The sequence below is a fragment of the Alkalicoccobacillus porphyridii genome (genome assembly GCF_007293315.1).
In the GTDB taxonomy this organism is placed as follows: domain Bacteria; phylum Bacillota; class Bacilli; order Bacillales; family Bacillaceae_D; genus Alkalicoccobacillus; species Alkalicoccobacillus porphyridii.
In genome coordinates, this window is record NZ_VLXZ01000002.1 from 301,947 (window position 1) to 314,324 (window position 12,378).

General features: G+C 41.9%; 11 protein-coding genes, 5 tRNA genes and 1 pseudogene. 3 read left to right on the top strand and 14 right to left on the bottom strand.

From position 1 onward, the window contains the following. Positions 1 to 199 precede the first annotated feature (199 nt). The 5 genes and pseudogenes from glmM to sigW all read right to left on the bottom strand — a co-directional run bounded on the left by glmM (position 200) and on the right by sigW (position 5,103). The gene (glmM, locus tag FN960_RS04805) at positions 200 to 1,552 is read right to left on the bottom strand and encodes a phosphoglucosamine mutase (RefSeq protein ID WP_143847440.1); all 1,353 of its coding nucleotides are present in this window, start codon (positions 1,550 to 1,552) and stop codon (positions 200 to 202) included. Between the two features lie 22 nt (positions 1,553 to 1,574). After that, positions 1,575 to 2,813 carry a CdaR family protein gene (locus FN960_RS04810; RefSeq protein ID WP_143847442.1) on the bottom strand — a complete coding sequence of 413 codons (1,239 nt, stop codon included), beginning with the start codon at positions 2,811 to 2,813 and terminating at the stop codon, positions 1,575 to 1,577. Next, complete coding sequence (gene cdaA / locus FN960_RS04815; RefSeq protein ID WP_185970934.1) at positions 2,806 to 3,627, bottom strand: diadenylate cyclase CdaA; 822 nt, start codon at positions 3,625 to 3,627, stop codon at positions 2,806 to 2,808. The genes FN960_RS04810 and cdaA overlap by 8 nt, the downstream gene beginning before the upstream one ends. A gap of 262 nt (positions 3,628 to 3,889) precedes the next feature. Next, on the bottom strand, positions 3,890 to 4,522 hold the full coding sequence (locus tag FN960_RS04820) for an anti-sigma factor family protein (protein WP_143847443.1): 633 nt from the start codon (positions 4,520 to 4,522) through the stop codon (positions 3,890 to 3,892). A gap of 18 nt (positions 4,523 to 4,540) precedes the next feature. Beyond that, positions 4,541 to 5,103 (bottom strand): annotated as a pseudogene (sigW, locus tag FN960_RS04825) (RNA polymerase sigma factor SigW). Positions 5,104 to 5,282: 179 nt separating this feature from the next. Here sigW and FN960_RS04830 point away from each other — a divergent pair. Beyond that, positions 5,283 to 5,444, top strand: coding sequence for an aspartyl-phosphate phosphatase Spo0E family protein (locus tag FN960_RS04830; RefSeq protein WP_143847445.1), 162 nt, complete (start codon positions 5,283 to 5,285; stop codon positions 5,442 to 5,444). 362 nt (positions 5,445 to 5,806) lie between these two features. On the opposite strand, the gene FN960_RS04835 is transcribed toward FN960_RS04830, so the two are convergent. From FN960_RS04835 to FN960_RS04855, 5 genes are all read right to left on the bottom strand, one after another. Beyond that, positions 5,807 to 5,879 (bottom strand) — tRNA-Lys (locus FN960_RS04835). Between the two features lie 28 nt (positions 5,880 to 5,907). Beyond that, positions 5,908 to 5,982 (bottom strand) — tRNA-Gln (locus FN960_RS04840). Between the two features lie 4 nt (positions 5,983 to 5,986). Next, a tRNA-Tyr gene (locus tag FN960_RS04845) sits at positions 5,987 to 6,071 on the bottom strand. Positions 6,072 to 6,092: 21 nt separating this feature from the next. Next, positions 6,093 to 6,168, bottom strand: a tRNA-Val gene (locus tag FN960_RS04850). A gap of 181 nt (positions 6,169 to 6,349) precedes the next feature. Then, a tRNA-Glu gene (locus FN960_RS04855) sits at positions 6,350 to 6,424 on the bottom strand. A gap of 161 nt (positions 6,425 to 6,585) precedes the next feature. Between FN960_RS04855 and FN960_RS04860 the strand changes: the two genes are divergently transcribed. Then, complete coding sequence (locus FN960_RS04860) at positions 6,586 to 6,771, top strand: hypothetical protein (protein WP_143847447.1); 186 nt, start codon at positions 6,586 to 6,588, stop codon at positions 6,769 to 6,771. A 230-nt stretch (positions 6,772 to 7,001) separates the two neighbouring features. Next, a complete protein-coding gene (locus FN960_RS04865; RefSeq protein ID WP_143847449.1) occupies positions 7,002 to 7,172 on the top strand; it encodes a YjcZ family sporulation protein in 171 nt (56 codons plus the stop codon). 187 nt (positions 7,173 to 7,359) lie between these two features. Here the strand turns inward: FN960_RS04865 and FN960_RS04870 are convergent, their stop codons facing one another. From FN960_RS04870 to FN960_RS04885, 4 genes are all read right to left on the bottom strand, one after another. Beyond that, positions 7,360 to 8,016: a DUF421 domain-containing protein gene (locus FN960_RS04870; RefSeq protein ID WP_143847450.1), complete on the bottom strand. Its 657-nt coding sequence runs from the start codon at positions 8,014 to 8,016 to the stop codon at positions 7,360 to 7,362. Positions 8,017 to 8,080: 64 nt separating this feature from the next. Next, positions 8,081 to 9,385 carry an LLM class flavin-dependent oxidoreductase gene (locus FN960_RS04875; RefSeq protein WP_143847452.1) on the bottom strand — a complete coding sequence of 435 codons (1,305 nt, stop codon included), beginning with the start codon at positions 9,383 to 9,385 and terminating at the stop codon, positions 8,081 to 8,083. After that, the gene (locus FN960_RS04880; protein ID WP_143847454.1) at positions 9,385 to 11,448 is read right to left on the bottom strand and encodes an ABC transporter ATP-binding protein; all 2,064 of its coding nucleotides are present in this window, start codon (positions 11,446 to 11,448) and stop codon (positions 9,385 to 9,387) included. The genes FN960_RS04875 and FN960_RS04880 overlap by 1 nt, the downstream gene beginning before the upstream one ends. 27 nt (positions 11,449 to 11,475) lie before the next feature. After that, positions 11,476 to 12,357, bottom strand: a complete 882-nt coding sequence (locus FN960_RS04885; protein ID WP_143847456.1) for an ABC transporter permease — start codon at positions 12,355 to 12,357, stop codon at positions 11,476 to 11,478. Positions 12,358 to 12,378 lie beyond the last annotated feature (21 nt).

Sequence of the window (12,378 nt, forward strand, 5' to 3'; positions counted from 1 at the left end):
ATGTGCTTGCAAATGAGGAAACAAAGATCATTAATAATCTAGATTTAGTCGAAAAAATTGAAGAAGCTTTAAAATCGGCGTTAACGGATGATTCCTATCTTAAATAGGGTCATCTTTGTTTCTATGTTCTATCCACCACATCCCCACACAAAAGCCGCTCCCTCACCAATATTAGCGGGGAACGGTTCATTGTTTATATCTATTCTTCTAATCCCATTTCAGCTCGAACAACCGCGGCGATGTCTTCTACGTATTGATTGCACTTCTCTTCTGTTTCAGCTTCGACCATCACGCGCACAAGTGGCTCTGTTCCTGATGGACGCACAAGGACACGCCCGTTGCCATTCATGTCAGCTTCGACCTTTTCGATGGCTGCCTTCACTAATGCATTTTCTTCGACTGCATGCTTATCCGTGACTCTTATGTTCACTAGCTCCTGCGGAAACACCTGCATCGGCTCTGCCAGCTCGGAAAGTGTTTTGCCTGTCATTTTCATGATATTCACGAGCTGTAAAGCAGATAGGATGCCGTCCCCCGTTGTGATGTAATCAAGGAAAATGATGTGACCTGATTGCTCGCCTCCAAGGTTAAAGCTGCCTTTACGCATTTCTTCCATAACATAGCGGTCGCCCACTTTGGTTTGTTTAGTATCAATGCCCGCTTCTTCTAATGCTTTATAGAAGCCAAGATTACTCATAACCGTCGTGACGACTGTGCTGTTATTCAAGCGACCATGCTCTTTAAAATATTTCGCACAGATGTACATGATTTTGTCGCCATCTACAATTTGACCATTTTCATCAACTGCGATGAGACGGTCAGCATCCCCATCAAAGGCAAGACCGATGTCCGCTTCCTTTTCTAAAAGAAATTCTGCGAGCCCTTCAGGATGAGTAGAACCGCATCCTTCATTTATGTTGACTCCGTTCGGTGTACTTCCCATGGCAGAAATGTCTGCATCAAGATCTGCAAAGACATGGCGTGCTAAAGCAGAGGCTGCTCCGTTTGCACAGTCAAGCGCCACGTGAATCCCCGAGAAGTCTACCTCTACCGTCTGCTTCAAAAATTGGATGTATTTGTGTCCGCCTTCAAAATAATCGTTCGTTTGACCAAGCTCTCCACCCGTCGGACGAGGAAGTGTATCCTCCTCAGCATCGAGAAATGCCTCAATTTCCGCTTCCTGCTCATCCTTCAACTTAAAGCCGTCTGGTCCAAAGAATTTAATTCCATTGTCAGGCACAGGATTGTGTGAGGCAGAAATCATGACACCTGCATCCGCACTCAGATTTTTTGTTAAAAAAGCGACCCCTGGTGTTGAAATAACACCTAAGCGCATAACTTCAGCTCCAATTGAAAGCAATCCAGCTACAAGCGCACTCTCAAGCATTTCTCCTGAAATTCGTGTATCTCTTCCTATAATGACACGTGGCTGCCCTTCACTTTGCTTTGTTAGAACATAGCCACCTATTCGCCCTAGTTTATAGGCCAGTTCAGGTGTGAGCTCTGTGTTAGCTACTCCCCTGACACCGTCCGTTCCAAAATATTTTCCCATTGATATCGCTCCTTCAACTCTTCTACTCTGATTGATCCCTGATCGTAACGAATGCGTCCGTCTCTTCGGTTTCAAATCGAATATTCTGTGGTCCATTAAATTCAATTGGTAATTCTTTATCTCCCGCGGATGAATCACTAATATCAACATATGCCTGGAAGTCTGAGTTGCTCATACGGTTCAGTTGATCCTCTGTACCATATGCCATGACACTAATCAGCGCAGGCTGATCCGACTGCAGGACAGCTGTTTTGTTATCTGTCACCCCGATGATATTGAGAGGGACACTCGATAGCTCTCGTTCTTCTTCCTGATCAACCGTCACTTCAACAGAAATGGTTTCAGGCTCTACTTTTTCTGCCCCTTCAGGAACTGGGACATCAAGTTCAACTGTCGTAGACTCCTCAATTTTACTTAAATCAAGTTCAACGCCACTTAATGAATCAAGACTCTCAATGAAGTCACTTGGTCCATATACCGTCACATCTCCAGGCGTCAGCTCAATGTTTTCTATACTTAGTCCGTCCTGAAGCGATCCTATTCGTTTGATACTAACTGGCACCAGCTTATTAGGGCTCGTTACGGGCACCCGTACCGTCACAAAATTAGGATTGCTATCCATTTCTAGCTCCGTTCCATCTTCATTATAAAGATGCACAGGAAATTCATTCTCAAGCGTTTCATCTGCACCGTCCATATCAATAAAGACCTTTGCCATATCAACCTGTGCAACCCAATCACTAGCATTGGTTACGTCCACATTTAAAGGTGTGACAATAGGTGTACCGACTGTGTACCCCTCTTCAACTCCCTCTGTATTTAATAAATCAACCTGCACGGGGAAGGAGGAGGTCTGAATTTCCTGAAGCTCGATATTAGCCGTTTGTGGCGCAACAGACACAGATAGCTCACTCGGGAACCCTCTGTACTGGATTCTGGCGCGGTGCTCTCCAGCTGCGAGCTCCGTAACATCTATATAGACTTCATAGTTCGGCCTCATCATTTGAAAGTAGGCCAAGGCACTTCTAGAGCCACTTAGATTGACCTGAACCGTATTAGGCGCGTTTGTCAGCACATAGTCATCTTCATTATATTGAACCTGCAATTCAACTTCTTCAAGTGTGTAGGAGCTGTTGCTAATGGTCGGTAGTACACTAGGCTGATTGCCAAGGTTGTCCTGATTGACCATGGCAAAAAGCATTAACGCGACAAAAAAAGCAATGACGCGCACAAACCAATGGCTATTGAACAACCTATCCATTCTTCTTGCCTCCCCACTTAAAGCGAGTATTCTGTGCTACCTTCTCATCAGATAGCATTTCATTTTCTAAAATCTCACGCAGCTGCTCCTCTGTTAATTCTCGATGAAGCTCTGAATTTTTTGTCACGGAAATGTGCCCCGTTTCTTCGGACACAATAATGGTAATGCAATCTGTAACCTCACTGACACCCAATGCAGCACGGTGGCGAGTTCCAAGCTCCTTTGAGATAAATGGATTCTCAGATAACGGAAGATAACAGCCGGAAGCAAGAATCGTCTCTTCTTTTAAAATGACGGCCCCATCATGCAGAGGTGTATTTGGAATAAAAATATTAATAAGCAACTCTGACGTCAAGTTCGCATTCATGGGAATGCCTGTTTCCACATAATCACTCATACCCGTCTCTCGCTCAATAGAAATCAATGCCCCAATTCGTCTTTTCCCCATATATGTACAAGACTTTATAATCGCATCAATCGAATTTTGGACAGACTCATTTTTAGGTGTTGTCCGACTTGAGAAAAAACGTCCTCTGCCCAATTGCTCCAAGCCTCTTCTCAACTCGGGCTGAAAGATAATAATGATGGCCAACAAACCATACGTTAGGGTTTGTGACATAATAAATTCAAGCGTCCTTAGTCCAAAGAACCCACTAATAAACCACACAATTAAGATCACCGTAATACCTTTTACCAGTTGTACGGCACGGGTTCCCCGTATAATCATAATTAATTTATATATGACATACGTCACAAGTAATATATCTATAATTTGGCCGAAATAACGTAGCCAACCAACATTTTCAAATGCCAAATCAAACGGAAGCATAGCTAGCATTGCCTTTCCTCCAAACAATCAATCTAATCATGGATCTTATTCCTAATGCTTACCATTCAACATTAGCTGCCTCATTATACCATATAATTTCGTGATTTGAGATAGTCTAGCTAAGTGAAGATATGGAAAACTGTGGTGTGATGGGGGTGAGTGAATGAATAGTGACATACTTATTACTTGAGATCCCGCCTCCAACATAAAAGAGTCTCACCCATTATTAGTGAGTGAGACTCTTCCTTTATTCCTCTTCTGAATCAAACACGGAAACAACTTCTGCAAAGAAGTTCTTTGTGTTATACCAGACCCATTCCAATGCTTGGTTTACTTCTTCAATTTCACCTGCTATTTCCCCAGTTGAAGCGTAATAAGGCTTACTGTTTACAAGGAGGACATTTCCTTCAACATTGCCTTCCACGTTAAGCTCGCCATTCCGAACAACGAGATCACCATGAATGGTCTCGCCCTCAGGAATCGTCACAATTCCCTCTTCTTTATTAATCTGAATATTACCTGAGCCAGAAACTGATACTTTATCAGAATTTCCAGACCAAGCCGAGAAGATAGACGTCGACATTAACAGCATGAATATAGCCGCCGCTACCAATATAGGGTGTTTCCGTAAATGATTTTTCCATCGAGATGACTGCTTCTTAGGTGGTAGGTTCATCATAAGCTGATTTGTAAAATTAGCAGGAGCTTCGATATGTGATGCGCTCTGAGTGAACGCAATTACTTTCTTTAGCTCTCGAAGATGCAAACCACACTCTTCACAGGTCTCAACATGTAGATAGAGCTCTTTCTTTTCACTTTCCGTTGCGTCTCCATCCAAGTATTTATGAATTAAGCCTTGTACATGTGACTCGCATGACATAATAATATGCCTCCTTATCTAGACGTTTCTCATTCTTTTTCGAAGGGCTTCTCTGCCTCTGTGAATTCTTGTCTTTACAGTTGAGACAGGCATATCCAGAATCTCACTAATCTCTTTTAGTGAAAGATCCTCCATGTATTTAAGAATAATGGCTGAGCGGTACTGAAGCGGGAGCTGACTGATCTCGGATTGAATCCATTCCTGCATTTCCAGTGTAACCACCTGATCCTCAGGCAATTCCTGATCGGCCGCAAGCTGCGATTCATAGGTCAGTCCTTCTGTCCCTTTCACCTTATCTTCGAGGTGGAAATCAGGCTTTTTTTCCGAAGTCGATCAATGGCTACATTTGTCGCAATCCGAAAAAGCCACGTAGAGAACTTTCGATTCACATCATATTTATCAAGGTTTGTATACGCTCGGAGAAAAGCTTCCTGCGCTACATCCTGTGCCTCTTGCGGATGGCCAACCATCCGATAGGCAACTTGATACACTTTGTCCTTAAATAGCTCAACAAGCTCGCCAAAGGCTTCTGTGTCACCTTTTTTTACTTCTTTGACTAGTTTCTTGATCAGTGTGTCCATTGCACTACCCCTGACTACTTCAATCTGTACCGTCTACGTTCCGGCAAAATAAAGGTTTCGCTTTTTATGTACTTTTTTTATTTTATCAGAAAAAAGACGTTTGGATGAGAAAAATTAGGGTATAAAAGTAATGTCCAAACTAAAATCGGACTATTTTACCAGAAAAGGGGTGATGTGAAATGGCTTCCAAGACTACTCATACGCTCTTATCAAATATAGAGAGAGTTCGTCATGATTTAAATGTCATGGCACTTTCACTGGACCTAAGCTCACCTGACATGATTCATAGAAGTCAGGAACTAGATGAACTACTTAATGAATATAAATATCATACAAACTAATTAGAACATCTCTTACATAAGAGATGTGTTTTTTTTTGCAAAAAATGGCGTGCGCTACCTCTTTGATGCATTGATAGAGATCGGTGGACGCGGTTTTTACTTTTTAGAGCATTTTGCCTCTACATTCGCGCATTCCTACTTTTTCGAGCGTTTTTCTGCAATGGCGCGCATTCGGTCTCTGTTTTCGCTCATTTTCAACATTTCCGCGCATCTCATTTCTACTATCACGCACTTGTAGCTTCATTCCGCGCATTCTTTAATCTTCGGAGAGTGTCTAATTTATTTGAGCGTTTTTCCTCACAAAAAAAGCTCCACTTTTTAAAAAGTCGCAGCTTGTGTAATCAATATCAAAATAATAAAAGTGAGCCATGAAGGATTCGAACCTTCGACCCTCTGATTAAAAGTCAGATGCTCTACCAACTGAGCTAATGGCTCATACCTGTGAAGCTTTAAAAAAGTAAAATGGCTGGGCTACCTGGGATCGAACCAGGGAATGACGGAATCAAAATCCGTTGCCTTACCGCTTGGCTATAGCCCAAAAATGGTGGAGGGGGGCAGATTCGAACTGCCGAACCCGTAGGGAGCGGATTTACAGTCCGCCGCGTTTAGCCACTTCGCTACCCCTCCAGCTAAAATAAAAAAGTAAAATGGTGGAGGATGACGGGCTCGAACCGCCGACCCTCTGCTTGTAAGGCAGATGCTCTCCCAGCTGAGCTAATCCTCCCCTTTGACTGCAGATAAACTTCTGATTTCTTCGTCCACTGCGCTATTCTCAGTCAGTCACGTACAGTCGTACGCTCCATCCTTCGAAAGCTTGTGTCCTCGAACTCATCGTTTCTCTTTGTCATATCAAATGGCTGCGAATTTCTTCGTCCATTGACTGCTGGTATTATTCAAAAAAATAATGGTGACCCGTACGGGATTCGAACCCGTGATACCGCCGTGAAAGGGCGGTGTCTTAACCACTTGACCAACGGGCCAGCTTGTCTGCCTGAAACACTGACAAAAAGTATTATAACTAATCCTACAACATAAGACAAGTGTTTTTTTAAGTTTTTATTTTTCTCCTGCTATGATTTACCTCTTTTCATACGAACGTACATTCGGTATACTATAAAAAAACGCTAAAGGGTGTTGACTGATGAAGGCAGATCCCAATTTATCGCATGCGGATTTTCTTGCTGTATTAGAGAGTGTCCGATATTCCGCAAAAGAAGAAACAAAGTTTGAAGTGGCTGAGTGTATGCTTGATTATGGGATTGATATTAAGCTTGTTGGTGCTGTGACAGGTCTTTCAAAAAGCCAGCTGACGAAAGAAACGAAATAATTCCTTCTCATTTTAGCTTTTTTGAGAATGGTTCAATTGCTTTTATGAATCTGGCGTTTTCATTTGCCTCCTTGTAACCCCCCTACCTATATAACAACTGAACACTCGACTAAAATTGTTCATTGAAGAATCGTCCATCCGCCCCTTTACCTAAAAAATAGCCCACATTCGTAGCCAAATTTCAGCGGATGCATAAGGTAAAGTATTCCCTTGCGAAAGGCGGTGTAAGTATGGGTTTCTTCGGTGGCGGTTGTGACTATGGTTATGGCGGCGGCGGTTACGGATATGGCAATGGCGGCGGACCAGTTGGTGGTTACGGCGGCGGATGTGGCAATGGATTCGCGTTAATCGTGGTTCTATTTATCCTACTTGTAATCATTGGTGCTTCTTTTGGCAAATAAGTAAAAAACAAGCTGAGTCTACACGTCAATTCTTTAACCTCATGTATTGGCGGTATTCAGCATGACATCTAACAAAGAAAGCTGTCTCATTTCAAGGCCATTCTCACCAGAATGCACCCAAATTGAGGCAGCTTCTTTGCCTATTAACCAGCATCGAACCATGTACATAACGTGCATTAGAAAACATTTACGATGATTTTGGTGGCTCGATTTTCGGCTCAATATACAATTGCTTTTCTTTTGTAAAACCACAGTAAAATATGTGCTTAAAGTTATCATATCCGCGTTCATTGAGCTGTTCTGTTAACCAGTCACTGGATTTACCTAGAATCGTTAAATGCTCCTCTTGCACAGCCCCATCAAGAATAAAGGGCAGTGTAAAAGGAAACTCATCCCCTTTTTTGTAAACAGATAAGGCACCAGAGGTCTCCAGCAGAGCGTATTCAACTTCTCGAATATCAAATACATCCTTGGTCCTTAGCTGAAGAAGAACATCATCAAGGTTATAGGATTGCTTCTTCATATTATCTTGTTGTAACTTCCCCTCTCGTATGATGAGCACAGGACGCCCATCCACTACGTCTCGGAATTTCTGATTCTTTAATGAAATACGAGAGAACGTAAATTGAATGGCAAAAAGTAAAAGGACCGGGGCAAGCCCTTTCATAATTGGAATATTCGTATCCTCAATCATGATGACAGCTATATCGACAATTAATAACGTAATGACAATATCAAGGACACTAATTTCTCCAATATCTTTTTTTCCCGTTAGACGGAAGAAAAACAGAATCATTAAAAATACTATCAATGTTCGAAACAACGCTAAAAGAATATCATCCATAATCTCCAGTTCACCCTCCAGCAGTGTGCATCAGATATAGTATCTGTCAGAAGGGGCGGAGTATTCATGTGAATTTATTTAATGGTTCCTCTAAAACACGCTCTTCTTTTATCAGTTTGCGGTTTAGTAATTCTGGCACTACCTGTTCAACGATTTCTGTGAAACCTTCCTCCATATAAGGTGGCATTAAGTTAAATCCGTCACACGCTCTTTCCTCGTACCATTGTTGCAATTTATCAGAGATAGTATTGGGAGTCCCTACTACAATTTGATGAGAACGACTGGCTGCGTATGCCTTCCCCACCTCCGCCAATGTCTTATTTTCCTGCCTGGCTTTTCTTATCACTGCTTGAAATCTTCCTTTACTACCTCGTATTACATTTTCTATATCAGGGAATTTGTCGTCTACATCATGCTGAGATAAGTCATAGTTCATACTTCCAGACATAAAGGCAATGCCTGCCATAGGATGAATTAATGAGTCTAAATACTGTCGCTTTTCCTCTGCTTCTTTTTCAGTACTACCAATGATCGGCATCACGCCTGGGAGAATGCTTATAGAATCTTGAGATCTATGATGCCTTTTCATTCTAGACTGTACGTCTTGATAAAATCGTTTTGCAGATTCTAGCGTAGGTTGAACAGTGAATATGATATCTGCGTTCTTCACGGCTAACTCACGAAAGGTCTCTGATGAGCCTGCTTGTATAATGGTTGGATGTCCATATTCGGATAAAGGAACGTTTAATGGCCCTTTCACATCAAACCAGTGGCTCTCATGATCAATGTAATGCACATGATCCTTATTCGAATAAACACCTGTTTTCTTATCCTTTGGATCGGTCCCCGCGTCCCAACTGCTCCATAGCTTCTTCACAACCTCTATGAATTCCTCTGCCCTTTCATAGCGAGTGGCATGGTCTAAATGCAACGACTCCCCAAAATTACGAGCCTCCGCATCACTCGTTGAAGTCACAACATTCCAAGCTACTCTTCCCTGACTGAGGTGATTTAACGTAGCAAACATTCTCGCAATGTGATAAGGCTCGTGATAGGTAGTAGAAGCAGTTGCTGCAAGTTTTATATGTTTAGTAACTGCGCTTAGTGAAGAAATTAGTGTAATTGGTTCTGATGTAATCGATGGGCGATACATCACAGAATCGGCAAAGCTTGAACCATATATATCATCTAAAGCAAGCTTGTCAGAAAAAAAGACCATATCCAGCTTTGCTTGCTCTGCTTTCTTAACAATATTTGCATAAAATTTAAAATCCAACGGACTGCCTGGAGTGGCAGTAGGATACCGCCATCCTCCTGCGTGATGACCCGTTGACGTCATAAATAACCCTAGCTTCATCTTCTGACTCATTAACCTTCTCTCCCTCCTGCTATATGCAAGGATCGTTCGTTAACATGAATCAATGGATAATGACATGCTACTGCTCGATTATCGTTTAAGTTAGTCAATGTTGGTTCTTCCTTTTTACACTTGTCCGTGGCAAAGACACACCTCGTATGAAAACGGCAGCCTGACGGCGGAGAAATTTGAGATGGAATTTCTCCATTTGTACTATTTATTTTTTGATCAGATGCTTGTTGACTTAGCTCGGCCTCTGGATTCAAGATTGAGTCATTAAGCGTTTGTGTGTAGGGATGTGCAGGGTGAGCGAATAGATCATCCGCTGGAGCAATCTCAACAATCTTCCCTAGATACATCACACCAATTCGATCAGAGATATGCCTTACAACTTGAAGACCATGAGCAATAAATAAAAAGGTAAGACCTAACTCTTTCTGCAAGTCTTGCAACAGATTGATAACCTGCGCTTGAATGGAAACGTCTAGAGCGGATACTGCTTCATCTGCTAGAATAAATTTTGGTTTCATCGTGATGGCCCTTGCAATGACAATTCTTTGACGTTGGCCACCAGAAAATTCATGCGGATAGCGATTGTACCAAGATGCCTTCAATCCAACCATTTCCATTACTTCTTTTACTTTCGTTTCAATTGCACTATCTGAATCAGAACTAAAGTTACGTAAAGGCTCTCCAATAACCTTGCCCAGCTTCCACCTGGGATTTATAGAGCCATAGGGGTCCTGAAAAATGACCTGCATTTGCTTACGTACATCTCTCAATTGTTTTCCGGATAATGAGTCAAGAGCTTCTCCCTCAAATGAAATATCTCCAGAGGTCGGTTTCTCAAGTTGTACAAGTAAACGCCCAAGCGTTGATTTACCGCTTCCAGATTCCCCTACAAGCCCAAACGTCTCACCTTGACGTATTTGAAGACTGACTCCATCGACAGCATGAATATGTTGACTTCTAAAAGAAAATAACTCTTTCTTTACAGGGAAGTGCTTTTTTAGGTTTTTCACATCTAGTAAAATAGGTTGATCATCCAATATATAGGTCCGTTCATCTTTATTATGTTGATCTAACGTATTCTTTTGTTCGTTGAGCACCTTTTCACTATACCAGCATGCTACTTGATCTTCGCCAAAAAACTGAATGGGCGGTTCCTGTTCTTTGCAGAGCTCCGTTGCATATTCGCATCTCGGAGCAAACCTACACCCTTTTGGAATTTCCTTTAAAGACGGAATTGTTCCGTTAATCGCAAACAATCTCGTTTTCCTTTTTGTCTCATTCGTAATGATTGAGTTTAACAGCCCCCGTGTATACGGGTGTCTAGAGTTTGAAAACAATGTCCTTGCTGCAGCTTGCTCCATTAACTTCCCTGCGTACATAACCAGTATTCGATCTGCCATTCTTGAAGCCACTCCTAGATCATGTGTAATCAAAAGAATGGACATATTAAATTCTTCCTTTAGTTGATTAAGCAGGTCTAAGATTTGCGCTTGAACGGTAACATCTAATGCTGTTGTCGGTTCATCTGCAATGAGAAGCGTAGGATTACAGGACAGGGCCATGGCAATCATTGCCCGCTGAAGCATCCCCCCTGAAAGCTCATGAGGGTATTGATTCATTCGATAATCAACTTCATTAAGTCCTACCTTTTCTAAAAGGTACTTTGCTCTTTTGGTTGCTTCCTTTTTTGATACCTTTTTATGTTGTAATATTTCCTCCTCAATCTGAGCACCAATTGTATACACAGGATCAAACGCACTCATTGGCTCTTGAAAAATCATAGCTATTTTAGAGCCTCTAATATTTCTGAGTCTGGACTGAGGAAGGTGCGTGATGTCTTCACCCTCAAGCTTGATGTCTCCCTCTGAAATCATTCCTTTCTCATACTCTACGAGGCGCATAATTGCCATCGATGTGACTGTCTTCCCACTACCAGATTCGCCAACAAGACAAACAACTTCCTTTGGCTTAATAGAGAAACTTAATTGTTTCACCACATTTAACTTGTCATTATTTATATTAAAATCTATAGATAAGTTAGAGACCGTTAACACATCAACCATGTTGTCACTCCTTTTTATCACTTATCTTTAGCCTCTTGGATCAAAGTAAGCCCTCAGTTCATCGCCTATTAAATTGACTGAGAGAACTAAAATGGTGATAGCGAGTCCAGGAAATGTCGCCACCCACCAAGCTACGTTTAAATAGGAACGCCCTTGGGACAATAAATATCCCCAATCAGGTAATTCCTTTATCTCGCTTAAACCTAAAAAGCTCAGACCCGCGCCAATTAATATAGACGTTCCCATACCAATTGTCGCCATCACTAACAACGGAGACATACAGTGGGGAAGAATGTGAGTGATAATGATCTTTGCATGTGAGGCGCCAGAGGAAATAGCAGCCTTAATAAACAATCTGTTCTTAACTGCAATTACCTGACTTCTCATCACTCGGGCGAAGTTTGGAATCATTGCAATACTGACAGCAAGTATTGTAGATGTAAGACTTGTACTTAGAAGGGCAGACACTGTAATCGCGAGTAGGATCCCAGGAATCGTCATGAGTATATCAATACACCTCATTAAAAACATGTCTAAAATCCCACCAAAATACCCACCAATTAAGCTGATCAATGTACCAATAAACCCTCCAACTAGCACCGACGCCACTCCGATAAACAAGGATTGTGCACTACCATATACAATCAAACTAAACACATCTCGACCAAGTTGATCTGTCCCAAAAAAGTGAGTACTACCTGGTGGTTGTAATAACTGATCAGGCTGCATGACTGGTGGTGACTGCGAAGCAATGACAGAAGGCATTAAAGCAGCAGCTGTAATACCTATGAGAACAGCAATCCCACCCCAAAGTAGTGCTTTTCTAGTCCAGCCTTTTATGAATTGTTTTTGATTTGTTCTCTCTTTTTTTAAGAGAATTGTGTGGTATGATTTAGACAAAACACTCATGTATTTTCAGCTCCTTTTCCT

Excerpts from the sequence above, each read along its gene's own strand:
- glmM (WP_143847440.1), bottom strand. The coding sequence starts at position 1,552 with ATGGGAAAATATTTTGGAACGGACGGTGTCAGGGGAGTAGCTAACACA.
- FN960_RS04810 (WP_143847442.1), bottom strand. The coding sequence starts at position 2,813 with ATGGATAGGTTGTTCAATAGCCATTGGTTTGTGCGCGTCATTGCTTTT.
- FN960_RS04820 (WP_143847443.1), bottom strand. The coding sequence starts at position 4,522 with ATGTCATGCGAGTCACATGTACAAGGCTTAATTCATAAATACTTGGAT.
- FN960_RS04830 (WP_143847445.1), top strand. The coding sequence starts at position 5,283 with ATGGCTTCCAAGACTACTCATACGCTCTTATCAAATATAGAGAGAGTT.
- FN960_RS04860 (WP_143847447.1), top strand. The coding sequence starts at position 6,586 with ATGAAGGCAGATCCCAATTTATCGCATGCGGATTTTCTTGCTGTATTA.
- FN960_RS04865 (WP_143847449.1), top strand. The coding sequence starts at position 7,002 with ATGGGTTTCTTCGGTGGCGGTTGTGACTATGGTTATGGCGGCGGCGGT.
- FN960_RS04870 (WP_143847450.1), bottom strand. The coding sequence starts at position 8,016 with ATGGATGATATTCTTTTAGCGTTGTTTCGAACATTGATAGTATTTTTA.
- FN960_RS04875 (WP_143847452.1), bottom strand. The coding sequence starts at position 9,385 with ATGAGTCAGAAGATGAAGCTAGGGTTATTTATGACGTCAACGGGTCAT.
- FN960_RS04880 (WP_143847454.1), bottom strand. The coding sequence starts at position 11,448 with ATGGTTGATGTGTTAACGGTCTCTAACTTATCTATAGATTTTAATATA.
- FN960_RS04885 (WP_143847456.1), bottom strand. The coding sequence starts at position 12,357 with ATGAGTGTTTTGTCTAAATCATACCACACAATTCTCTTAAAAAAAGAG.